The sequence below is a fragment of the Nonomuraea sp. KM90 genome (assembly GCF_052246675.1).
Taxonomy (GTDB): Bacteria; Actinomycetota; Actinomycetes; order Streptosporangiales; family Streptosporangiaceae; genus Nonomuraea.
The window spans coordinates 1-22,062 of sequence record NZ_JBQQCB010000126.1; the positions used below are offsets into that span (position 1 = coordinate 1).

At 68.2% G+C, this 22,062-nt stretch carries 23 protein-coding genes and 1 pseudogene; 13 read left to right on the top strand and 11 right to left on the bottom strand.

The features are described from left to right. Window positions 1-327 precede the first annotated feature (327 nt). Both ACTWPW_RS52910 and ACTWPW_RS52915 read right to left on the bottom strand, forming a co-directional pair. Window positions 328-1,185 (bottom strand): hypothetical protein, encoded by an 858-nt coding sequence (locus ACTWPW_RS52910; protein WP_443173389.1) that lies wholly within the window; start codon window positions 1,183-1,185, stop codon window positions 328-330. Beyond that, entirely contained in the window at window positions 1,182-1,733 is a 552-nt protein-coding gene (locus ACTWPW_RS52915) for an RNA polymerase sigma factor (protein WP_443173390.1), read from the bottom strand. The genes ACTWPW_RS52910 and ACTWPW_RS52915 overlap by 4 nt, the downstream gene beginning before the upstream one ends. A 304-nt stretch (window positions 1,734-2,037) precedes the next feature. Here ACTWPW_RS52915 and ACTWPW_RS52920 point away from each other — a divergent pair, with 304 nt between their 5' ends. Continuing rightward, complete coding sequence (locus ACTWPW_RS52920; RefSeq protein WP_443173391.1) at window positions 2,038-2,313, top strand: hypothetical protein; 276 nt, start codon at window positions 2,038-2,040, stop codon at window positions 2,311-2,313. Between the two features lie 135 nt (window positions 2,314-2,448). After that, entirely contained in the window at window positions 2,449-3,045 is a 597-nt protein-coding gene (locus ACTWPW_RS52925) for a hypothetical protein (protein WP_443173392.1), read from the top strand. Here ACTWPW_RS52925 and ACTWPW_RS52930 read toward each other — a convergent pair. Then, entirely contained in the window at window positions 3,015-3,191 is a 177-nt protein-coding gene (locus ACTWPW_RS52930; RefSeq protein WP_443173393.1) for a hypothetical protein, read from the bottom strand. The genes ACTWPW_RS52925 and ACTWPW_RS52930 overlap by 31 nt on opposite strands. A 195-nt stretch (window positions 3,192-3,386) precedes the next feature. Between ACTWPW_RS52930 and ACTWPW_RS52935 the strand changes: the two genes are divergently transcribed. Together ACTWPW_RS52935 and ACTWPW_RS52940 are read left to right on the top strand one after the other, a co-directional pair. Next, window positions 3,387-3,860 (top strand): Tn3 family transposase, encoded by a 474-nt coding sequence (locus ACTWPW_RS52935; RefSeq protein WP_443173418.1) that lies wholly within the window; start codon window positions 3,387-3,389, stop codon window positions 3,858-3,860. A gap of 28 nt (window positions 3,861-3,888) precedes the next feature. Then, the gene (locus ACTWPW_RS52940; RefSeq protein WP_443173394.1) at window positions 3,889-4,233 is read left to right on the top strand and encodes a Tn3 family transposase; all 345 of its coding nucleotides are present in this window, start codon (window positions 3,889-3,891) and stop codon (window positions 4,231-4,233) included. A gap of 115 nt (window positions 4,234-4,348) precedes the next feature. Here the strand turns inward: ACTWPW_RS52940 and ACTWPW_RS52945 are convergent, their stop codons facing one another. The 3 genes from ACTWPW_RS52945 to ACTWPW_RS52955 all read right to left on the bottom strand — a co-directional run bounded on the left by ACTWPW_RS52945 (window position 4,349) and on the right by ACTWPW_RS52955 (window position 6,622). Beyond that, window positions 4,349-5,395 (bottom strand): CU044_5270 family protein, encoded by a 1,047-nt coding sequence (locus tag ACTWPW_RS52945; RefSeq protein WP_443173395.1) that lies wholly within the window; start codon window positions 5,393-5,395, stop codon window positions 4,349-4,351. Then, entirely contained in the window at window positions 5,392-5,904 is a 513-nt protein-coding gene (locus tag ACTWPW_RS52950) for an RNA polymerase sigma factor (protein WP_443173396.1), read from the bottom strand. The genes ACTWPW_RS52945 and ACTWPW_RS52950 overlap by 4 nt, the downstream gene beginning before the upstream one ends. A gap of 85 nt (window positions 5,905-5,989) precedes the next feature. Further along, window positions 5,990-6,622 carry a recombinase family protein gene (locus ACTWPW_RS52955; protein WP_443173397.1) on the bottom strand — a complete coding sequence of 211 codons (633 nt, stop codon included), beginning with the start codon at window positions 6,620-6,622 and terminating at the stop codon, window positions 5,990-5,992. A gap of 681 nt (window positions 6,623-7,303) precedes the next feature. Here ACTWPW_RS52955 and ACTWPW_RS52960 point away from each other — a divergent pair. Further along, window positions 7,304-10,461: pseudogene (locus ACTWPW_RS52960) on the top strand (Tn3 family transposase). An 81-nt stretch (window positions 10,462-10,542) separates the two neighbouring features. On the opposite strand, the gene ACTWPW_RS52965 reads toward ACTWPW_RS52960, so the two are convergent. The 4 genes from ACTWPW_RS52965 to ACTWPW_RS52980 are packed head-to-tail and all read right to left on the bottom strand — an operon-like array spanning window position 10,543 to window position 14,862. After that, complete coding sequence (locus ACTWPW_RS52965) at window positions 10,543-11,211, bottom strand: response regulator (RefSeq protein ID WP_443173398.1); 669 nt, start codon at window positions 11,209-11,211, stop codon at window positions 10,543-10,545. After that, the gene (locus tag ACTWPW_RS52970) at window positions 11,208-12,269 is read right to left on the bottom strand and encodes a sensor histidine kinase (protein ID WP_443173399.1); all 1,062 of its coding nucleotides are present in this window, start codon (window positions 12,267-12,269) and stop codon (window positions 11,208-11,210) included. Before ACTWPW_RS52970 ends, ACTWPW_RS52965 begins: the two co-directional genes overlap by 4 nt. A 45-nt stretch (window positions 12,270-12,314) precedes the next feature. Further along, window positions 12,315-13,340, bottom strand: coding sequence for an acyltransferase family protein (locus ACTWPW_RS52975; RefSeq protein ID WP_443173400.1), 1,026 nt, complete (start codon window positions 13,338-13,340; stop codon window positions 12,315-12,317). Further along, entirely contained in the window at window positions 13,330-14,862 is a 1,533-nt protein-coding gene (locus tag ACTWPW_RS52980; RefSeq protein ID WP_443173401.1) for an alpha/beta hydrolase, read from the bottom strand. Before ACTWPW_RS52980 ends, ACTWPW_RS52975 begins: the two co-directional genes overlap by 11 nt. 332 nt (window positions 14,863-15,194) lie before the next feature. Between ACTWPW_RS52980 and ACTWPW_RS52985 the strand changes: the two genes are divergently transcribed. From ACTWPW_RS52985 to ACTWPW_RS53020, 8 genes are all read left to right on the top strand, one after another. Continuing rightward, window positions 15,195-15,884 (top strand): recombinase family protein, encoded by a 690-nt coding sequence (locus tag ACTWPW_RS52985; protein ID WP_443173402.1) that lies wholly within the window; start codon window positions 15,195-15,197, stop codon window positions 15,882-15,884. A gap of 362 nt (window positions 15,885-16,246) precedes the next feature. Then, entirely contained in the window at window positions 16,247-17,404 is a 1,158-nt protein-coding gene (locus tag ACTWPW_RS52990) for a hypothetical protein (RefSeq protein WP_443173403.1), read from the top strand. A 439-nt stretch (window positions 17,405-17,843) separates the two neighbouring features. Beyond that, entirely contained in the window at window positions 17,844-17,999 is a 156-nt protein-coding gene (locus tag ACTWPW_RS52995; protein ID WP_443173404.1) for a hypothetical protein, read from the top strand. A gap of 19 nt (window positions 18,000-18,018) precedes the next feature. Next, window positions 18,019-18,153, top strand: a complete 135-nt coding sequence (locus ACTWPW_RS53000; protein WP_443173405.1) for a hypothetical protein — start codon at window positions 18,019-18,021, stop codon at window positions 18,151-18,153. 1,276 nt (window positions 18,154-19,429) lie between these two features. Next, complete coding sequence (locus tag ACTWPW_RS53005) at window positions 19,430-19,636, top strand: hypothetical protein (RefSeq protein WP_443173406.1); 207 nt, start codon at window positions 19,430-19,432, stop codon at window positions 19,634-19,636. Window positions 19,637-19,639: 3 nt separating this feature from the next. Further along, on the top strand, window positions 19,640-19,918 hold the full coding sequence (locus ACTWPW_RS53010; RefSeq protein WP_443173407.1) for a hypothetical protein: 279 nt from the start codon (window positions 19,640-19,642) through the stop codon (window positions 19,916-19,918). Between the two features lie 691 nt (window positions 19,919-20,609). Then, the gene (locus tag ACTWPW_RS53015) at window positions 20,610-20,813 is read left to right on the top strand and encodes a hypothetical protein (protein WP_443173408.1); all 204 of its coding nucleotides are present in this window, start codon (window positions 20,610-20,612) and stop codon (window positions 20,811-20,813) included. A gap of 170 nt (window positions 20,814-20,983) precedes the next feature. Beyond that, window positions 20,984-21,391, top strand: a complete 408-nt coding sequence (locus tag ACTWPW_RS53020) for an HIT family protein (RefSeq protein WP_443173409.1) — start codon at window positions 20,984-20,986, stop codon at window positions 21,389-21,391. A gap of 28 nt (window positions 21,392-21,419) precedes the next feature. Here ACTWPW_RS53020 and ACTWPW_RS53025 read toward each other — a convergent pair whose 3' ends face one another. Continuing rightward, on the bottom strand, window positions 21,420-21,725 hold the full coding sequence (locus tag ACTWPW_RS53025; RefSeq protein ID WP_443173410.1) for a helix-turn-helix transcriptional regulator: 306 nt from the start codon (window positions 21,723-21,725) through the stop codon (window positions 21,420-21,422). Window positions 21,726-22,062: the final 337 nt, after the last annotated feature.

Genomic DNA, 22,062 nt, shown 5'->3' on the forward strand with positions numbered 1-22,062 from the left:
ACCGGGGACGAACCGATAGCGACACCTGACCACCTCGGGGGAATGATCGACTTCGCCGACCCCAGAAGCCTCACAGTTACTGATCAGTCGCCCTTCGGGACATGCCGGATGTTTCAACATTCCCGACAGAGTCAAGCTAAGACATGGCCACGGTGGTGCCTCTGCTGACTGGCAAGGGCGTGGCGGGTGGTGGCCGGCCCTCACCCCATCGCCTGGACTGGTACGGGCTGAGGGGCAGGTGGACAATGACTGCCCACCTGCTCGGACTCGGTCTCGCTCCGTGAGGATGTCGTGTCCGTACGTGCCTATCGCGTAACCCAGATCGGATCAGAACCCGGGTGGTGGGGTCGCGGCCGGACCCGGTGTGACATGCAGGACGATCACGCCGTCGTTATAGGTTTCGGCGCTCGTCACCATCCAACTCGGATCGATGCGGGAAGCGGGCACGTCATACTCGAAGCGTACGACCTTGTTGTCGCCGTTGCGGTGCGGCCAGCCGAGGCTGTAGGCCACCTTCAGATCGTGCTCGCGCACAACGCGTGCCACCTCGGCCACCGAGCGTCCCTGCAGCTTCACCCCTGCCAGCGCCTCACCCGGCGAGCTTGCGTCGGCGGGGTTGCCGTACTTCTCGCCGGGGTTCGCCGGGCGGGTTAGCGTGACCTCGGCGGGTCCCTCGATGTCCGCGGTAATGCTGAACGCCGCTACGCAGTTTGCGATCCGCTCAGGACATGTGTCAGTGAGCTTCGCTCTTGCGTCAGGGTCGGTTTTCTTGACTCCGAGGTGGTTGCCTACGTCGTGCGGCGAGACGGGGATCAGCTTCACCGTGAGGTTGTCCAGACCAATCTTGCGGAAGGCGTCCTCCAGTTCGGCGCGCTCGGGCTCCCCCTCGGTGAAGTAGAAGACATACTCGTCACCGACACGGTCGATCGTCACGGCCTGACTGGCGTATACCTGCTCGGACGTTCTGAACAGGGACGGCCCGACGACAATGGCTCCCGCCAGGACGGCGGCCGCGGCCAGGCCGAGCAAAGCGCGGCCAGGAGAGGGCATGAGCCGCCGTGCCGGAATGTGCTCCAGCAAGATGATCTCCGCCAGCAGCGCGTCCGCCCCCGCGGTGGACACCCGGCCAGCCAGGTCCTCATCTGACGCCCTCGCGCCTTCCTTGAAGATCTGGTCGTTGTTCACCCTGACTCCTTCTCGATGAGCGGCCGTGATGCGAAACGGGCGGCCGATGGGCGGGTCTTCTCCAGGGCCTTGGCGAAGCGCTTGCGGGCCCGGTGCAGGCGGATACGGGCGGCGTTGCGGGAGCAGTCCAGCACTGTGGCGATCTCGCCGGGGTCGAGCCCCTCCCAGAGGGTCAGGGCCAGCAGTTCACGATCGCCGTCGGCGAGCATGTCCATGGCCTCATCCACGCCGTGCTGCTCACCGGGGTCGGAGAGTGCGGTGTAGAGGCGTTCGATCTCGTCGGTGAGTTCGGTGTGCCGGGTGAGCCTGCGCCGCTCGCTCCGGCGGTGGTTGGCCAGGACCCGGCGGGCCACGCCGTACAGCCAGAGCTTGCCAGCCTCCCCGTCGGGGAGCTCGATCATCCGCCGCCAGGCGATCACATAGGTCTCGGCCACAACGTCGGCGGCGTCCTCGGGAGAGGAACACCGCCGCACGGCGTATCCGAGGATCTGCTCATAGGTTCGCCGGTACACCGCCTCAAACCGGGACCGATCGTCTTGTTCACTCACGCGTCATCCTCGTCAGACCTTCCGAACGCTACGGGCTTTCACTTCCTACGTGTCCGCGGCCGACGGCAGAATTTCAGGCCAAGCAGGAACGATTGAATCGACCGGCGCGGGTACGTGACCGGTGGCGTGCGAAAACCCCCGGCCAGCAGATCACGCTCGCCGCCACCATCGACCAGATGTGACACAGAATATGAAATCTGTCACATAGACCGGTTGCTGATCGTGTCCGCCCAGCTCGGCATCCGCCAGGCCGGGTGCGACTCGGTAACGTTATGTGTCACATCGACGTAGGAGGTGCTTGGGCTTGTCCGTTTTCGCGTTCCCCGTCCAGTCCGACCCGGCCCCGGTCGGCTCGACGACCGTGGTCGACCGCTTCCTCGGCTCCACCACCGCGGCCACGACCCGCGCCGGCTACGCCGAGACCCTCACGCGGCTGCTCGCCATCACCGGCGCCCAGTTCCCCGCCGTCGCCCTCCAGCCCGAGCACTACGCCGCGGCGATGGAACGCTGGACGGCGGCCACAGCCGCGACATGGAACCAGCACCTGTCCGCGCTCACTTCCTTCACCACCTGGGCCTAGCGCCAGGAGATCCTCGCCACCAACCCGGCCAGGCGGCTGGAGCGCCGCAAGAGTGCCCGCCGCGGCGACCGCTCCATCCCGCGCAACCGGCTGGAAACGCTGTTCACCGACGCTTCGCACGCCCTGCGAGAACGGGTGCTCTGGAGGCTGCTGTATGAGACGGCCGCCCGCGCCGAGAAGATCCTCACCCTGAACATCGAAGACCTCGACCCCGAGTTCCGCCGTGCCCGCGTCACCTCCAAGGGCGGCGCGATCGAGTACGTGCACTGGGCCACCCCCACTGCCCGGCTGCTACCCCGGCTGCTGGCCGGCCGCACGAGCGGGCCGGTGTTCCTGGCCGACCGCCGCGCTCCCACCTGCGGCCCCAGAGTGCCGGCGGACGGCGACATCGACCCCACCACTCGGCGCGGCCGGCTGTCCTACCCGCGCGCCGAGTACTTGTTCAAGACCGCCTCCGCCACACTCGACCCACACGGCAAGGCCGGACCCTGCACCAGTTGCGGCACTCGGCGCTCCAGCACCTCGCCCAGGCCGGGCGCAGCGCGCCCGAACCGCAAACCAAGAGCCGCCACCAGCACCTGGCCAGCCTCGGCCACTACGTGCGACTCGGTGAAGGGACCTCCGCCCGCATCACCGTGGAAGCAGACCCGTCCAGCGCCGCCGTCCCCACTGACTCCCCCACCACCCGGCAGACCACCGGGTCACGAGCCGTACCGCACCAGCAGCACCTGATCCCCGTCGGGGCCGGACTTGACTCGATACCCGGCCTTCACTAGATCGACCCGCGTGAGCTGCGGCGCGGAACCCTCGGCCTCGTCGGTGCAGGCGACCAGGAACGGCGCCCCATAGTCCACCGCCCTCGACGACGGACCCGTCATGGCGTTCGCTGAACTCCCGCCGTTCCGCTGTGCGCAGCACCGTCCGGATGACCTCCGCGTCCCGATCCCGCACGTCCACAGTGGCCGTGTCAGCGCCCGCGCGTACCCGGACTCCGGCTTGTCGTCGCTCACGCCTTCACCGTAAGCGAATCGACACCACAGTCACAGAGCCGTGCATCGTCGCAGGTCAGGCAAATCCGTTGGAAATTTCCCCAGGACTACAGCGAAGCCAAGAAACCCCACTACCGGGCCATCGAGGAATTCGGCCGGGTGATCCGCACCGTCTTCATCTGCGACTACCTGGCTGAGGAGGAACTGCGCCGCGAAATCCACGAGGGCCTCAACGTCGTGGAGAACTGGAACTCGGCCAACAAGGACATCTTCTACGGCAAGGCCGGCGAGCTGACCGGCGACGACCGCGAACACGTCGAGGTGTCCGCCCTGGCCCTTCACCTGGTCCAGGCCGCCATCGTCTACCTGAACACCAGGATGGCGCAGATCGTCCTCGCCGAGCCGAAGTGGCAAAAGAAGCTCACCGACGCCGACCGGCGCGCCCTGTCGGCCCTGTTCTGGTCCCATCTGAACCTGTACGGCAGGTTCGAGCTCGACATGAGCAAACAGCTCGACCTTGGGCCCCTGCCAGGACTCGATCCCGAGCGGGCCGACTGACCGACACTGCGCAGCCGATCTACCTGCCATGAAGGAACTCGGCCGCGTCGTCCACACGATCTCCGCCTGTGACTACCTCGCCGACGAACAGCTCCGCCGAGAGGTCAACAGCGGCCTGCGGGTCGTGGAGAACTGGAACGGCCGCCAACGACGAGATCTTCTACGGCAAGGACGGCGTCCTGACCGGCGCCGACCGCGAACACGCCATCCAGGCCAGCCCTGCACCTGCTCCAGCCCTCCCTCGTCAATACCTAGTCTCCTCCAAGCCGTCCTGCGCGACCGCGAATGGCCGACTGGCTCACCTCCCGAAGCCCGCTGGGGACTCAGCCCCTTGTCCTGGGCCCCACGTCAACCTATGGCCGGTTCCGGTTGACACGGACACCCAGCTCGACCTCACCGCCGCTTAGCCCTCCGCCCCGCACCGCGCAGCGGGTGTATCCGTGCTGGCCGGCCGGGTGCCCACATCTGGCCGGCCCGCACGGTGGCTGTCACTCAGCCGATGGAGGGGATGGCTTGGTGTCGCTCCAGCCGGACTCCAGCACCACGTTGACACTGCCGTCCCCATCCGGCAGACCGATGGAATCAACGGCCAGCACCTTGGATGTGTCGGGATCGATGATCAGCCTGGTCCGGGCGGGTTGGCCCTGCTGGACCGGGAAGGTCACGGCGACACCTGACCGCCCCCGCAGGTCGGTGGACCGGCCTTCGACCTGGACCTCGGGCAGTGTCGCCATCGCCTGGTAGGCGGCGCCGCGCACCTGCGGGGAGGCGGGCAGTTCGTACAGGAGCGTGGCCAAGGCGCGCGGCAGTCCCTCCTCCACCGGGTCAACGCCGTTGTCTCTGCGGATCGCCTCAAGGGCGCGTTTCTTCAGCGCTTCAGGGTCGGCGGGTAGCGCCGCGATCTCCTTCAAGGTCATGGGCATGGCACTCCAGTAGAGCCTTTGCTTCCCCTTGTTCTGGAAGAACATGCTCTCGCCGGGCGAGGTGGAGTAGACGCCGCCGTCCGGCCCGATCGGCCATTCGGACGGCGAGCCGTCCCGGCGCCACGCCTCCAGGTCCAGAGGGCGTGCGGCCAGCTGCCTATGGCCGCGCCAGGTGCGGCCGTCCTTGGCCACCCACTTCTCCGAGAGACTGGAGGTTTCCAGGTAGTAGGTGACGCCGTTCTTGCCATACGGCCCAGGCCGCCTCCCTGCGTACAACTCCTTGAGGTGCCAGTAGGCCCCTTCGGGGGCGGCTTCGGCCTTGGCGGCGGCGGCCAGCAGGATCGAGGTACCCGGCAGGGAGGTGACGCCGGGTGTGGCCGCAGGAGGGGGCGTTGCAGTGGGGGCGACCTGGCCGAGGAAGACCGCCGTAACGCCCGCGGCCGCGACAAGCCCGACGGCGCCGGCCCGCCACGGTAGGCGACGCCGGGCCGTCCGGCGCGGGCGCGCCTGGGTCGCCATGATCGCCGCACGCAGTTCGCGCGCGCCGGGCCCCTGATACGGCGCGTGCGGGGTCGGGTCGATCGCCCTTATCAGGTTGTCGATGTCGCTCATGCTTCCTCCATCGCGATCGTCAAGGACGCCCGCCGCTCCAGCGCCGCCGCCAGCCGCTTGCGCGCACGATGCAGCCGGGTCCGGGCGGCAATAGCCGTACATCCCACCACTTTGGCGATCCGCTCACTGGTCAGACCCTCCCAGCAGGCCAGCGCCAAGACTTCGCGATCACGTTCGGGCAACTCGTCGAAGGCGGTGCGAACATGCTCCAGATCGACCGGTCTGACCGGCCGATCAGCAGCCAGCTCCGCACGCAGCCGCTCAGCGAGCACAGCCCTGCGAGAAGCGCCGCGCTGCTGGTTTGCCAGCACGCGGCGGGCCACCCCGTACAACCACAGCAACGCCTCCCCACCCTCGGGCACATCGCCGATGCGCCGCCAGACGGTGAGGAATGTCTCGGAGATGACGTCGGCGGTGTCGTCGGGCGAGCCGGTACGGCGGGCGGCGTACTGGTGTATCGCCGGGTAGTAGGCGTCATAGACCGCTTCGAAGCGATCTCGGTGTGTCACAGAGTCTCCTTGCCGAAAGGTGCCGGACACCAGGTAAATGTCCGGCACCTTTCGGAATGTGACAGCTCGCCGTGGGCAGTTCGCCCTACTCGCCCTGCCGTTCGGATGCCATACCGCTGTCGGGGTTGGCGACCCGGGCGCGCATCGGCCGAACGCTGACGCTGTCTTTGGTCAAGTGCCCGTAAACCATGCTGCGCGGAACTCCGAACAGGTCGGCGATCTGCTGGACGGTCTTGGTCCGGGCGACATACAGCTGCTGGGCGAGCGCCGCCTGCTCGGAGGTGAGCCGGGGGCGGCGCCCACCGACACGACCACGGGCGCTGGCCGCGGCCAGGCCGTCCTTGGTGTTGGCCACGATCAGCTCACGCTGAAGCTCAGCCAGGACGCTCAGCATCCCGAACATCGCCCGGCCCTCCATCGTGTCGGTGTCAATGCCCCGAGCGTGGGGTCGGTCTGCATGTGATTGAACAGCGCAGCTCGGCGCCAAGGCCACCAGGTGCAACACCGAGCGCGACAGCCGGTCCAGCCGAGTGACCTTCAGCGTGTCGCCCAACCGGAGCATTCGCAACACGATGTCGAACTGCGGGCGGGAGGCCTTCGCGCCGCTGGCACGATCGAGGTAGACGTTATCCCGCTCAACCCCAGCCCGAAGCAGTGCGTCGATCTGGTGGTCGGGATTCTGATCACCGGTCGAGACGCGCGCATAGCCGAAGAGCATGTGTCGGAATGTAGCGGACGACCGTTCACCGACATTGATTTTCGACACTAGTTCCCGGGTTCCGCAGTTCGTGTCGCCACTGGTGACACGCACCACCCTGGCCTCGGACGACGTTAAGGATCAAGGTGTCGAGCGGTGTTCCTAGTGACACGGATCGGACTTCCTTGTGCCACCACCGCGAACGCCGCTTACCTGGCCTGTTGCCCATAACCGTGTCACCAGCACCACCAGGAACTGCGGAACTCCGGTAGTTCTCGACGCTGATTACCCTTCGGGTTCACGTCCGGCGGGCTGTGTGTGTCGACAAACCCTCGTTATTCGACACTGAGCCAAGCAGCGGCGCAACCACAAAGAGTAGCGATGATTACTCAGAGCTACTTTGCGACTGGTGGCACGGACCCGAGCGGAGGCCCAGAAAGGGCTTGTCGGGCCTTGGGCCGCGGGCAAAGCGTGACGGGCAGGTGACAGGTGGGCTGTGCGCCGCCGCTCGATCGCCTGAAGGCCTTCCGCCGACGCCGGGGTTGAGGAACCGGCGGACAGCCGTTGGCTGTACCCGCGAGTAACTTAGCTGGACGCTCCGGCAGGTCGTCCTGTGGTTGATCATTTCCGTTCAAGATCTGGACTTGTGGCGTGTTTCCGGTTGTTACCGGGCGCTAGGAGGTATGCCTACGGTCGTCGGTCATGCCTGCAGAGTTTCTGTCTGATGAGCAGAGGACGGCGTACGCGAGGTTCGGCGAGATGCCGTCGCTGCCGGACATGGAGAAGTTCTTCTTCCTGGACGCCTTCGACCGGGAAGTGATCGCGCGCTCACGCCAGGATTCACATCGCCTTGGCGTAGCGGTCCAGATCGGGACAGTCCGGTACAAGGGCTTGTTCTTGGAGGACCCCCTGCAGGTGCCGTGGCCGGTGGTGGACTACCTGGCCGAACAGTTGGGCATTGGGGACCCCTCGCAGGTGAAACGGTACGGCGAGCGGCCGAAGACGGTCTATGAGCACGCATGGATGATCCGGGACACCTACGGCTTTCACGACTTCGACGATCGGGAGCCGTGGGAGGGCCGGGTGCTGTCGAAGCGGTTCTTGACGTTCCTGCACGGCCGCGCGTGGACACACGCCGAGGGGCCAACGGCGTTGTTCGATCAGTCGGTGGCGTGGCTGCGTCGGCATCGGGTGCTGCTGCCCGGGGTGACGGTGCTGGAGCGGCTGGTTGGCTCCGTGCGGGAGCGGGCTGATGAGCGCCTGTATGCGACGGTGACGCGTCAGGTGGAGCGCGCCGATGCGGGGTTGCCGCGGGCGTTGTCGGGGCTGCTGGTGGTTCCCGAGGGGGGGCGCGGATCTCGGAGTTGGAGCGGCTTCGGCAGGCGCCCAAGCGGCAGTCGGGCACGGAGATGGCCAAGGCGCTCAAGCGGGTGGACGACATCGCGGCGTTCCGGCTGGTGCGGGTGCGGGTCGACAAGGTGCCGGTGCGGCGGATGAAGACGCTGGCCAAGTACGGGGCGGGCACTAAGGCGCCGTTGCTGGCCAGGCTGTCCGAGCCACGCAAGACGGCCACGATGTTGGGGGTGACCCGGTCGTTGGAGGCCGAGGCGATCGACGACGCGCTGGATCTGTTCGCGCTGCTGATGGCCACCCGGTTGATCTCGCCGGCACGGCGCAAGTCGACGGGCGAGCGGCTGGCGATGCTGCCGAAGCTGGAGAAGGCATCCAAGCTGCTGTCGCGGGCGGGCCGGGTGCTGGTGGAGCAGCTGGACCTGGTCGCCGAGGGGGTGCCGATCTGGATGTGGCGGCGTTGTGGACGGCGGTCGTCGCGGAGGCCGGGGCGAGCAAGGAGCAGGTGCTGGCCGCGCTGGAATCGGTCGAAGAGCTCGTGCCGGAAGACGATGGGGCCGCGGAGGCGGCGCTGCGCGCCGCGCTGGTGGACAAGTACAACACCGTCCGGCCGTTCTTGAAGCTGCTGGGCGAGTCACGGGCGTTGGGGGCCGCGGCGGGCGGCCGCAAGGTGCTGGCCGCGGTGCGCAGGTTGCCGGAGCTGGCGCGCCGGCACGTCTCCCGCAAGCCCCTGCTGCCGAAGGAGATCGACGCCTCGCTGGTGAGTGCGGCGTGGAAACGGCCCGTCTTCGCCAACCCTGACCTGCCGGCGGGCGCGGTGGATCGTGACGCCTATGTGGTGTGCGTCCTGGAGGCCCTGTTTCGCGCGCTGCAGGTGCGGGACGTCTTCGCCGCCCCGTCGCTGCGGTGGGCTGACCCGCGCGCCCACCTGCTGGACGGGGCGGCGTGGGAGGCGATCAGCGAGGACGTGCTCGCCTCGCTGTCGCTGACCGACCCGGTCGAGGCGCACCTGGACGCCAAGCTGCTGGCGCTGGATGCGGCGTGGAAGCAGATGGTCGGCCGCCTGGAAGAAGCCGGTGACGACGCCCTGGTGCGAGTGGTCACCCCGGCCGATGGGCACGCCCGGTTGTCGGTGGAAAAGCTCGGCGCGCTCGGTGAGTCGCCGTCGTTGAAGTGGCTGCGCGCGGCCTGCCAGGCGATGCTGCCCCGCATCGACCTGCCCGAGCTGCTGCTGGAGGTGCACTCCTGGACCGGCTTTCTGGACGCCTACACGCATCTGGCCGACATTTCCACGCGCATGCACGACCTGCCGAGATCGCTGGCGGCGCTGCTGATCAGCGAGGCCTGCAACGTCGGCCTCACCCCGGTGATCTAGGACGGGGACGAGGCGCTCACCCGCGGCCGCCTGTCGCACGTTGACCAGAACTACGTGCGCGCCGAGACCCATGCCGCCGCCAACGCGATCCTCATCAAGGCCCAGCGCGGCGTGCCGCTCGTGAAGCTGTGGGGGGGGCGGACTGCTGGCCTCGGTCGATGGGCTGCGCTTCGTCGTCCCTGTGCAGACGATCAACGCCGCTCCCTCGCCGAGGTACTTCGGCTACAAACGCGGCCTCACACTCCTGAACGCAGTAAATGATCAAGTGATGGGGATCGGGCAGGTGGTGGTGCCGGGCACGCCGCGCGACTCGCTCTACATCCTGGACTGCCTGATCAACATCGACGCTGGCCCACAGCCCGAGGTCGTCACCACCGACCAGGCCTCTGATAGCGACATGGTGTTCGGGATCTTCTCCATGCTCGGCTACCGGTTCGCGCCGCGCTTCGCCGACCTGGGCGACCAAAGGTTTTGGCGCGCCGACCTGCCCGACGGGAGCACGCCGACCTACGGGCCGTTGGAGGCGATCGCTCGCAACAAGATCAACCGGCAGAAGATCGCTACGCAGTGGTCGGACATGACCCGGGTGGCCGGATCGCTGGTGACGAACCAGGTGCGCGCCTACGACCTGCTGCGCATGTTCGCCCGAGGCGGGCGCCCGACCCCGCTGGGGCAGGCGTTCGCCGAGTACGGGCGCATTGACAAGACCCTGCACCTGCTGTCGGTCCTGGACCCGATCGACGACACCTACCGGCGCAAGCTGAACAAGCAGCTCACCGTGCAGGAGTCGCGGCACCGGCTGGCTCGCAAGATCTGCCACGGCGCAAGCGGGCAGATCCGCAAGGCCTATCGGGAGGGCCAAGAAGATCAACTAGCTGCGTTGGGTCTGGTCGTCAATGCGGTCGCGCTGTGGAATTCGAAGTATCTGTCGGCTGCCGTCGACCTGCTGCGGGCGCAGGGCGTGCCGGTCAAGGATGAGGATGCCGCCCGGCTCAGCCCGCTCGGCCACGCCCACGTCAACGTCCTGGGCCGCTATGCCATCGCCTCCTCTGCCCCGGCCGAAGGCCTTCGCCGCCTCGGTGAGATCCCCGACTTGCCCGACGGCGAGGGCGCAGTGGAAGAGGAGGGCGTGTAGACCCCTGGCGTTGCGGCGCCGGTGGCCGAGGTGCACCACTTCGCGTTCTATCGTGCCTTTGGCGGGGCATTCGCACAGCCCCTACGGACGCCCGTCGCCTGGCGTGACCAGCCCGGCCTCGTAGGCGACGATCACTGCTTGGACCCGGTCTCGTACTCCCAGCTTGGCGAACATTTCGCTCACGCGGTTCTTCACCGTCGACACCGACAGTCCCACTTCCTCCGCGATCTGCGCGTTGGACAGACCGCGGGCGATGAGCTCCAGCACCCGCAGCTCGCGCTCGCTCAGCAGAGACAACTCCGCGGGGGCTACCACCGCACGCGGGCGGGCCGGGCGCACAAACGTGCCGATCAGGCCGAGCAGCAGCCGGGGCGCCACCGTCGCCTCACCCCGGTGCACGATCCGTATGCCCTCGATCAGCTCCTCCGGCGACACGTCCTTGGGCAGGAACCCGGACGCCCCGGCCCGCAGCGCCGCGACCACGTGCTCCTCCAGGTCGAACGTGCTCAACGCCAGCACCCTGACCTCCGGCAGCTCAGAGATGATCCGCTCGGTGGCGGCCACCCCGTCCATGCCGGGCAGGTGAAGGTCCATCAGCACGACGTCGGGACGCAGGTCGTGGCTGAGGCGTACCGCGTCGAGCCCGTCGGCCGCCTCGCCCACCGTGGTCAGGCCGGGCGCGGTGTCGAGCAGCAGGCGCAGCCCCACGCGGACCACCGCGTGGTCGTCCACGAGCAGTACCTTGATCACTTCTCCTCCGGCAGCGGGATGCGGGCGCGTACGGTGAAGCCTCCCTCACGGGAGGGTCCGGCGTGTATCTCACCGCCGCACAGCGACACCCGCTCGGCCATCCCCGTCAGCCCGAGCCCCGGTCTGACGGCGCCGGAACGCGACCGCCCGTCGTCGTTGATCTCCACCTCCACCAGGTCGGGCAGGTACGCCAGCCGTACCCGTGTCCGGGCACCCGCCGCGTGCTTGCGCGTGTTGGTGAGCGCCTCCTGAACGATGCGGTAGATCGCGTGGTCCACGGTCGTCGGCAACTCGACAGCCTCGCCCGAGACCTCCAGCGTCGCATTGCCCGACTCCTCGATCAGCGCCGGCAGTCGCACCACCCCGACGCCCGCCTGGTTCTCGATCAGCTCGCCGTCGGTACGCAGCACGTCCAGCAGGCGACGCATCTCCGTCATCGCCTGGCGGGCGGTGCCCTCACCGGTGAGCAGGGCGAGCTGGGCACGTTCCGGGTCGGTCGGTATCGTCCGCCTGGCCACGCCCATGTAGAGGCCGACCACGCTGACGTGGTGGGCGATCACGTCGTGCAGCTCGCGGGCGATGCGGCGGCGTTCGGCGCGTACCGCGTTCTCGGCGATCTGCTGCTCACGCCGGTGGGACAACTCCGCTTGCAGGCGCACGATGTGCCCGGCCGCCACCGGCAACGCCGGGGTCAGCGCGAGGGGCAGGATCATCGCGGGCGAGCCGCCCGCGAGCACCCCAGACAGGTTGTGGACCACCCAGCCGCCGACCACGGCCAGCGCCGCCGTGACGATCGAGGCAGGCGCCGGGGTATGTCTGCCCACGGTGTAAAGAGCGATGAGCATGGCACTGACCGGCGCATCGTAGGAGGACGGCTGCGCGCCCACCAGGTAGAGCACGCCGACGAGCCCGGCCACGACGATCGGATACCGCCGCCGCACCACCATCAATCCCGCCGCCCCCACCGCGATCAACACCACCCTGACGTCCAACCCCGTGTAGGGGAAGCCAAGAAGCTCCGCCGCCAGCACCAGCACGGCCGGCGCGGTGTCTGGCACCCAGGAGCGGTTCCTCCAGATCGTGCTGATCATTCCTCCAGGGCATCACAGGCGGCGACCGCGAGGCAATCGCCGTCGGGGCTTCGGCGGGCGGGCCAGCACCAGCAGCCCGATCAGTACCGTCGCGCAGACGGGCATCCAGGCCAGCCGCAGCGTCAGCCAGGCCGCGCCGGTCGGCTGGCTGGTGAGCCCGGAGATCGGGCCAAGCCGGACCGTGGCCAGCGAGATGAGGGCGAGCGCCGTCTGGTGCCAGAGGTAGAGCGGGAACGCGGCGTCGCTGATCACGGCCGTGATCCTGGAGCCCGTGGCGCGGCGGCCGAGCCGGTCGCCGGCCAACGCGGCGAGCCCGCACTGCGCGCAGCCAAAGGCGTGAAGGGCCGCAGTCGGCGGTGCGACATTCGACATCGGCGCGCCGGGCACGTCCACCATGCTGATGGAGTAATCGCCGAGGGCGATCAGTGCCGCCGCGAGCATCCCGCCCCCGCCGAGCAGCCATACCCCGTTGATGCGGCCCTGCCTCCACGCCAGGCCCAGGAGGAACGGCACCGCCCAGGCCGAGACCGCGTTGACGTAGCCCAGCCATCCCGACGAGGGCCAGATGAAGCGGACGAAATCAACGAGGGCCACGCAGACCGCGGGAACGAGGACCGTCGTCCAGCCGTAGCGCAGCACCGCCCGGCGCAGCCATGGGGCGATCGCGGTCAGCAGCAGGTACGGCACCAGGAACCACAGCGGCTGCATTGCAGGGCCGAGGATCTCCCCGATGGTGGCGAGGGAGAACCCGTTGACCGACAGAACGGCCGTGCCCGCGGTCCAGGCGAGCAGGAAGGTCGGCATCGTTCTCAGGCGCGGCGCACTCGAGGACTCGCTCTGCGCGTATCCGCTCGCGAAGAAGAACACGGGCAGGGTCTGCAGCAGCCAGGTGGCGGGCGTCCACTCCGGCAGGGCCATGAGCGGGCTCGCCACGTGCAGGTCGTCCATAACGGCGTAGGAGGTGACGAGCCATTGCCCGAGAACGCCGACCGTGACCGACGTGGCGAGCAGCACGTCGATTCGCTGCTCACGCTGCACGCGCAGTCCCCGTCACCGCGATGTGGGCGATCCGCGCCAAGGTCGGGCTGCCTGGCGTGAGGTACGTGTGATGCCGGGCATCGCCGCCATCGATGACCCGCGCGCCGAACTCGGTACTCACCGGATCGGTGCCAAACCCGAACGGCCCGATGAGCACGCCGGGGCGGAACACATCGTCGTTGCTGCCGAGCGCCGCCCAGACCCGTGCCCGCGAACGCAGGTCCGACACCTTCCTGACGCCCAGCCCGGGACTGCCGGTGACGATGAGGTCGTGGACCGGTAATCCCGCGACGGCGCGACCGCAGACCACCGAGCCATAGCTGTGGCAGACCAGGCTGATCCGTACGTCCGGTGGCAGCGCGGAGACCAAGGACCTCAGCCGCTCGGCCCCCCGGTCGGCCGGCCAGATGGTGGCGATCTCCGGGTTGACCAGGTCCGGCGTGTCGTACCCCAGCCAGCCAATCACCGCGGTCCCCGGCCCCAACGTGGAGGCCTCGTCGTAGAGCGCGTGGGCCGCCCGCCCGGGACTTTCCGGGGAGTGGTCGAAGGAGGCCAAGCTCTGCCCCGAGCCGGGCACGTAGACAATGACCCTCACCGCGCCCGCGAGATCTCCCACGACCTCGATCGCCTGGCCGTCGCCCTTGCGGCTCAACGCCAGGAACTGGCGGCCGGGCCACGCGTGGCGTTCGTAGCGGTCCTGGAGCGCGGGGGCGCTGAAGACGGGCGGAAGAGGCAGCTCGTCCACCACCGGCCGGCCGGCGGCAGCTGTTCCCACGGCGAGCGCGACGGCCGGCAGCAGCGCTCGGAAGGGCAGCCTACGCGAACGAGAGGCATGCGCCGCCGGAACCGAGCGGGGCTCCACCCGTTCGTACACGGTGACGGCGTACGGGCGCACCGGGTGCTCGAACGGATGCTCGCTCACCTTGCGAAAGCCCGGGTTCTCGTCGAGGTGCCGGTAGAGGCGGCGGGCCTCGGGCCATTCGTGCACCAGGACCAGGACCGCACCCGGCTCCATGAACGAGCCGAACCGCCCGAAGACGGCGCGCAGCCGTTCGCCGCGACCCGCGTAGTACAACGTTTCGGCGCAGATGACCAGGTCGAAGAGCCCGCCGGGATCCTCGTTGAGGAAATCCAGCGCCGTGAACCTCGCCGCCCCGCCCGTCTTCGCCGCCGCCCGTCTGACCGCCCGATCCGAGATGTCCACCCCCCAGCACTCCGCCTTCGGGTATGCACCCGCCAGCCGGCGAGTGAATGCCCCTTCGCTGCATCCCACGTCCAGAACCCTGCGGTAGGTACGGCGGGGCGCGTGCCGCAACGTCATCTCGTACTTGTCGATCTCATATGGCTCTGTGTCATAGCGCCACGGGTCAGGAACGTGGTGAACCCACTCGAAGTAACGGCGGAGGAAGCGACCCTGAACGGAGGCGGGAAGAAGCGAAACGAGTCGGAAGAACATCCGGTGCAAGCGATCGTGGACGGTGGACATGTGCTTAAGCCTGCTGATGCCCATGCTTGAGTTCATCAACGGTAGGAACGATCTCTCGCCCAGACCACGTTCCTGGCGCCACGGCGCCTTCAGTACCCCAGTACCGGGGCCACTGGGTCTGCTGGCCCAGGCTAGGCCTGGAGGCCGGCACGGACGGCCTTCCTGTCGAGGGCCATGAAAGGTGCACCCCAACGGATGTCGGGATTAGAAGATTTCCCGACACCTTGCCGGACGGGCTCTATGTTGCCCAGAATTCGGACTTTGCGGCATAAAACGCCGCCCAGAGTGGGTGTTTTCGAGCTCGAATTGACGACAGGATTTCCCGACAGGTAGAAGGGGGCTCCCGTCCCCCGTCCGAGGAGCCGCCGGTGCGGATCGTCTACTCCCGCTCGTCCACCGCCACCCAGTCCCTGCTGCGGCAGCGGCACATCCTCACCGAGGCCGGACTGCTGGTGCGGACCGAAGGCGTCGCCGAAGGGTTCCGCCCGGCCGAAGGGGTGCTGCTGTTCGAGGACCCGGCGACCACCTCCAAGATCCCCGCCCTGGAGCGGCCCGCCTTCGCCAAGGTCGCCGCCGCCGCACACCCCGGCGACGTCCTGACCGTCTCGGAGCTGTTCCGGCTCTGCCGCGACCTGATCGACATCCACGCCGTGCGCGACTGGTGCCAGGCCCGCGGCGTCGCCCTGCGCGTCCTGTCCGGACCGCTGTCGAACTTCCATGACCTCGCGGCGAACGACGCCACGACCGCGCTGCTCATCAACGTGATCACCGCGGTGGGCCAGTTCCAGCGCGACCTGCAAAACGAGCTGACCGCCGATGGGATCGCCGCCGCCGAAGCCGAAGGCCGCTACCGCGGCCGGCCGCCCGCGCTGGCCGGCGATCAGCTTGAAGAGGTGCGTTCGGCGTTCGCCGACCACGGCACTTCGATCGCGGCTCTCGCCCGTGCGCATGGAGTGAGCAGGGCCGCCATCCGAACCGCGCTGACCAGGCTACTGCCTGGCCAGCCGCGTCCGCCCGTGCTCATCCCGACCGAGGACCCTGCCGAAGCGTCCAGCTAAGTTACTCGCCGGTACCGCCAACGGCTGTCCGCAGGTTCCTCAACCCCGGACGCCGTGCGGCGCGGTGGAGAAGGCGCTGGCGGGGGAATCTCCCCCGCCGCCTGCGGAGTGACGATACCTCCGCCACGTCGGGCGCGAGATCGAGTGGCGCGTGAGGAAGCATCGCCGCGGCGATACTCGCCCGTGTTGATCTTGAAGCGGCCGGGCCGCGGAGCCACCCACGACCTCTCCCTCTTCCCCTTGAGTCGCAGGATTTCACAGAAGGAACAATCTGTGAAGTCATTTATATGTTATACGTGTAACGCTAAATATTTCGCGTTGCTAACACGTTGAATTAGTTGATCTTGAGGTAAGCTGGGCACATGATCGAGAACGAGGCCAAGTCCGCGGTGCCGGGGACCGCGCCCGGCGGTGAACGGCAGCGCTGCGGCAATCCGGGCTGCGCCGAGCTGTGGGCCACCCCCGACGGCCTGCCCCGGCCACTGGAGCACGCTCCCGTCGGCCGCAAGAAGAAGCACTGCTCCCGGCGCTGCACGGACGCCGTCAGCAACGCGCGCAAGCGCTCGCACCACCAGCGCCACCAGCAGCTACAGGGCAGCTTTGCCGCCACGGTGGCCGAGCACCGCCCCGGCTTGAGCGCTCTGGCCAAGACCGTCAGCGCTCAGCTGGCCGCCGAGGTCGCGCTGCTGCAACGCATCGAGTCCGCGCTGTTGGAGCGCGCGGCCGATCTGGAGGAGCAACTCGAGGACGAGCGCGCGGCCGCGATGGAGGCCGAGCAGCGGGCCGCCGCCGCCGACGAGCGCGCCCGCACGGCCGAGCAGCGCGCGCAGGCCTCCGCCGAGCTGGCCGCCGCCGCCGAGGGCATCGCGGCGCAGGCCGGCGCCGCGCAGCGCACCGCCGAAGAGCGTGCGCAAACCGCCGAGCACCGCGCCCGCGCGGCCGAGCAGCGCGCGGACGCCGCTGAGGACCAGGCCCGCACCGATCGCGCCCTCGCCGCCCAGGCCGACCGGCAGCTCACCGAGGCGGCTGACCGGCACGCCGAAGAGGTCCGGCAGCTGCACGCCGAGCACGACGTGGCCCTGACCCGCGAGCGGGAACGGACCGCCATGGCCGAACGCGAGCTGGCCGCCTTGCAAGAGCGGCACCGCGCCAGCACCGAGGAGCTGCAGCGACAGCGCGACCGCGCCGAGGAGGCCGCGGCCGCCGCCGAAGAGGCCCGCACCGAAACCGCCACGGTGCGCGCGCAACTGCGCGCCGCAGAGGAACGCAACACCAACCTCGCCCAGCAAGTGGCCAAGGCTCGTCGCGAGGAGAGCGCAGCCCGCGAGCTGGTGACGGTCGGCAATAGCCGAATCGAAGCCGCCGAACGCGAACGAGACGCCGCGCACTCCGCACTGCGCGCCGCCGAGCAGCATGCCGAGCACCTGCAGCACAACCTGACGCTGCTTCTGCAACGGCTGCCGACCCCCGCAAAAGAGCCCGGCATCCTGCCCAGCAAGCCGGGCAGAGCAGGATCATGACCGCCGACAGAACAGAGCCGCGCATGACTCCGCACTCCCGCCCGACTCCGCGCCACGGCGCCATCCTGACAATTTCGACCCCGCCGGCTGGCAGGGGCATGTCGGCGACCTGCTGCACACCTGGCTGCGAGAGGAGTTCACCTGAGCGGGCCGCCCGCCCGCCCTGTTCCTCGCCGCGGTGAGCGCCGTGCTCGATGACGGCCACCGGCTCCCCTCTGGCAGGCCGCCGGGCCAGCGAATGCCTTCCGGGGGCAGACCAAGTACGGGAGAAAGGGATAGTGGGCTGCTGAACTGCTGGTCAGAGGGCGTGTTCCTCGGTTGATGTCACCCTCCGCTTGGGTTTGATTGCGGTTTGGTGAACAAGGCGTCCGTTGGAGTTGATCTTCGCTACGGTTTCGGCGTCTGAACGCCGGGATCGAGGCGAGGGACGGGCCTTGGGATGACGTGGATCGAGCGCACCGCCTATCCGCAGTTCAAGCGGCTGACGTCGGCGCGGGTACTGCATGTGTTCTTCACGCCGTCTCCGGAAGAGGTGGACTGGGCTGAAAGCGGACCGGCAGCCCGGAGTCGTGCTTCGCGCTGGTGCTGGCGTTGAAGTGTTTCCAGGAGATGGCGTGCTTCCGTCTCCGGGCGAGATTCCCGACGTGGTGATCGACCACGTCCGGCGCTGCCTGGAGTTGGCCGACGACGTCTGGCCAGACCGCGGCTCGTCCCTCATCGCAAGCTGGTGCGCCAGCGTCAGGGCGTGAAGTACGACGCGGGGCGGGCCCGGGCGATCGCCGCGGTGGCGATCCGGAAGGCGGCCCAGGCCAAGAACAACCCGGCGGACCTGATCAACGTGGCGATCGAGGGGGTTGCTCCGGCTTCGGCTGGAACTGCTCGGGTATACGACGCTGGAGGACCTGGCCACGAGCATCCGCGCCGAGGTGAACGCCACCATCTTTGCCACGATCCTGCAGCGGATGGGGCCAGCGGGGGCGGCGCCCGCCGTGTCGGGGACCGCGATGACGAGCACACGGTCCCGCTCGGCAAGCTTTTCGCGACGTGCAAGGGAGAGTGCCCGACCTATTCCGGACACCGTCAGGTTGCCGCGCTTGTGCGGCGGGACGGGCCGTTGATCACGTCAGCTTTAGCGGGTGGGTCGACAGGTCGGTCGGGGACTCCCAGTGCGCTCCGGTAAGTGCACGGCCGCCGGGGTATTGGAGTGCCAGGACAACCGCGCTTGACCGACACCTCTCGCTGGCCAGCGGGGGTCATGGTCGACGTGCTGTGAGCGCGTTGCTGCGCAACAACCGGCCCTTCACACCCACCGTTGCCAACACGGCAGCTAGGTCGGGGCGACTTTGGCGAGTCGTCGGGTCTGGTCTCGTTTCGTTCCGCCCCAGCTGCTGATCATGCTGGGTGGCAGATTGGGCCTTGATCGTCACCGGCCGACGGATCGCATATCGGTGAACGGCCTTCACCGATGCGTCCAGCGTCGACGTGAAGCGCAACCCTATCGACGCAGCAAGATCGTCCGTTATCTTGGGTTGCCAAGCGAAACAAGCTGGTCAGCCGCTTGAAGGTCTGTCAGGCACGTCAGGCAAGTTGGCAACGCGGGCTGCCGCGTCGGTGAACCGTGGAGCGGTTGATTCAGGCTGTCTGCCATGCTCGTGTTGTGATTGCTGTGGATCTTGCCCGTTGGGTTCGTGACCGTTACCGGTTGAGTGGCCGGTTTGTGTTGCGTTCGGGACTGGTGGCCCAAGGAGTACTTCGATAAGCACCAGTTCGAGGCCGATCCGGCTCTTCTGGATCGGTAAGAGATTTGGAACGGAATCCGGCGTTAACGGGATTCCCGTAGGTCAGTGGCGGCGAAGTACGGCCGTTACGACGGTTATCTTTGGTGACTCTCAGTCGTGCAGCAAGTACTTCAAGTAGCGTGGGCGGCTACTTGACGCACAGTATCTGGGGGTCCGTACGGCATGTTGGGCAGGTCAGGGGCGCTGAGAACCTGGAGGCGTGGGTCGCCACCGCGTGACAGGGAATGTGTCGCCTTCGACCGTAGCCGCGGCGCTGGCCGGCAGCGCCGACCCGGCCGCCGCCGCGTGGGCCGAGGCGCTGAAGTGGTTCGCCAAGCGGATCAAGGGCGGCCAACTCAGCATGCTGGTCCACCAGGATGTCGTCCGCCGGTTCGGCGTCGACCCCTACACCGCGGAAGCTTCCGCCACCGCCCATTCCGGCGATCTCCGCTGACCCGTGGCCGCCCAGATCGTTTCGCTCCCTGCGGTCACGCTCGGCTGGGCCGCCCAGGGGTTCCTGGCCCGCCGCAACCTGGACGCCGACACCCTGCGCCGCCTGCGCCAGGCCCTCGGCGACGACACCCCGCTGTTCTTGCTCACCCCAAGAGCAGGCCGCCGCGGTGTTCACCGCCGCGTGGGACGGGTGCACGGCCCGCACTTGGAACCGGCACCGCGCCTCCCAGCGCTCCTTCACCACCTGGGCGGCCGACCTCGCCGCGCTCTCATCAGAGACTGAACCCCAGTGCGGTGCCCGGACACCCCCACGCGCCCCTCACCCCAGCAGGCTGGCGCCGACTATGTGAGCGCATCGACGCTGGCCGCCCGATCACTCACGTTTCGGCCGAAGGGGGCGTCTCGCGTCGCTGCCTGGCCAAGTGATACCCCCGTTGGCGGGCAGAAGGCCCTGCCGAACTGCTGGAGCGTTCGTCCACGTCGGCACGTTCACCCAACCGCGCTCCGGCCGACCTCGCCGACCTGGTGGCAGAGATCCGCCGGTCCACCAAGTTCGGCGCTGCCCGGATCGCCGCGACCCTGGAGGCCGACCACGGCATCACCTTGGCGCCGGTCACCGTTCACCGCATCCTCGTACGTCGCGGCATCAGACGCGTGACCGACCTCGATTCACCGAGCGGCGAGCAGCTACGCGCCGTACTGAGGTACGAGCACGACGCCCCGGGCTCACTCATCCACGTCGACATCAAGAAGCTCGGACGCATCCTCACCGGCAGCGGCTGGTGGGCACACGGCCGCGAAAGCGACCAGCACCGCGCGTCCAAACACCCCGGGCAACGCACCGGGGCGGTCGAGCCCGACCGCCTGGACACCGTGGCGGAGCGAGTGGAGGCCACCGGCCTGGCCGCTGACGCAGTGAGCACGGCCGGGTCGAAAGGTGCCCGCGGGCTCCCGCGCACGCGTACGCTTGCACCATGGCCATGGAAGAGGACGAAAACGACCGGCAGATTGTCGTCGTTGACTACAAACGCGGCGGGGTTAAAAAGACCGTTGCCGCAGTCAACCTGCCCACGGTTGAGCCGGTGGCGCTCGTCGATATCGACTCGCAGCCGCAGGCGTCGGCCTTCCAGACGATCATCATCGACCCGCCGCCTTCCCTGTTCCGGGGAGACCTCTAAACCCGCCCTGGTCCTCCACCACCGTGGTGGAAGAACGCCACGACCGAGCGGTCCCGTGATGGCACGCACTGAGCCACCTGCTGGTCGGCGTCCACTTCGCGCCGTTGGCACCACCGGACCCGACAAGCCCCCTCTGCATGCCGGCCAGGCGTGCTGTGATCATGCCGGTCATGAGTTGCGTCTTCTGCCGCATCGTCTCCGGCACCGAGCCCTCGCAGACCATCCACGAGGACGAGCACGCCATCGCCTTCCTCAACCTCGCTCAGGCCACCAAGGGCCACACGCTGGTCGTCCCGCGAGCGCACCACCGCGACATGGGGGAGATCCCAGTCGAGACTGCGGCACACGTCATGCGAGCCGCGGTCGAGGTGTCCCGGCGACTCGCCGGCGCGCTCGGGGCTCCTGGAGTGAACCTCTGGCACGCCAGCGGTGAGACGGCCTGGCAGAGCGTCTTCCACTTCCACCTCCACGTGGTCCCCCGCTTCGAGCCCACCGACCTCACCCCGCCGTGGATCGAAGTCGAGCATCCGCTCGAGTCCCTCAAAGGGCTGGCCGGGGAGATCAGGGCCTGGCGCTGACAAACGCTGCTACTACTCACCAGCGAAATCAGAGCTGAGCTCGGCCAACTTGGCCTACGTGAAAGAAGAGATCATCATCCTCTGACCTGCTGGAAGGGTCCGACAACCCTAGATAACGATGGCCATTGCACAGGAACGGTGTTCTGGCTGGGTGGCGCAAACGACCGCCGGGCACGATCTCATAGCGGTTGCGGCGGCCCTCGCGTACCCGTACCACATAGCCCTCCTGCACCAGATCGTTGGTGATCCCGTGCACGGCGCGTTCGGTGATGCCGATGGTCGCGGCGATGTCCCGGATCCGCGCGCGGGGATCGCCAGCGAGGATCAGCAGCACGCGGGCGTGATTGGTCAGGAAGGTCCAGGTGGGCTCTCGGCCGACCGGGCTTCGGCGCCCACGATCTCCTCTGCCGGGTGGAAGTCGGAGCCTGACGACACCGGAACATTTTATAGCGAAATGTTCTTCAGGTGATCCAGGTCCGAGGTTGATCCTGACAGGCCCCGGTGCGCGGCGAGCGCGGCGGTTCAGCCGGCCTCGCCCGGTAGCTGCGGCGCGGCCGCCGACCCTAGATCGTTTCAGGGGAGCGTTTCATCCGTCCAGCGGTTTCCACCGACCTATGAAACAGACAACTCCCTGGACGACCCGGCCACCGGCGGCTGTTTCACAGGCGAAC

Coding starts and splice junctions, on each gene's coding strand:
- ACTWPW_RS52980 (WP_443173401.1), bottom strand. CDS start 14,862: ATGAACTCAAGCATGGGCATCAGCAGGCTTAAGCACATGTCCACCGTC.
- ACTWPW_RS53020 (WP_443173409.1), top strand. CDS start 20,984: ATGAGTTGCGTCTTCTGCCGCATCGTCTCCGGCACCGAGCCCTCGCAG.
- ACTWPW_RS52930 (WP_443173393.1), bottom strand. CDS start 3,191: ATGACGGGTCCGTCGTCGAGGGCGGTGGACTATGGGGCGCCGTTCCTG.
- ACTWPW_RS52940 (WP_443173394.1), top strand. CDS start 3,889: ATGAAGGAACTCGGCCGCGTCGTCCACACGATCTCCGCCTGTGACTAC.
- ACTWPW_RS52945 (WP_443173395.1), bottom strand. CDS start 5,395: ATGAGCGACATCGACAACCTGATAAGGGCGATCGACCCGACCCCGCAC.
- ACTWPW_RS52990 (WP_443173403.1), top strand. CDS start 16,247: ATGATCGAGAACGAGGCCAAGTCCGCGGTGCCGGGGACCGCGCCCGGC.
- ACTWPW_RS52955 (WP_443173397.1), bottom strand. CDS start 6,622: ATGCTCTTCGGCTATGCGCGCGTCTCGACCGGTGATCAGAATCCCGAC.
- ACTWPW_RS53015 (WP_443173408.1), top strand. CDS start 20,610: ATGGCCATGGAAGAGGACGAAAACGACCGGCAGATTGTCGTCGTTGAC.
- ACTWPW_RS52995 (WP_443173404.1), top strand. CDS start 17,844: ATGACGTGGATCGAGCGCACCGCCTATCCGCAGTTCAAGCGGCTGACG.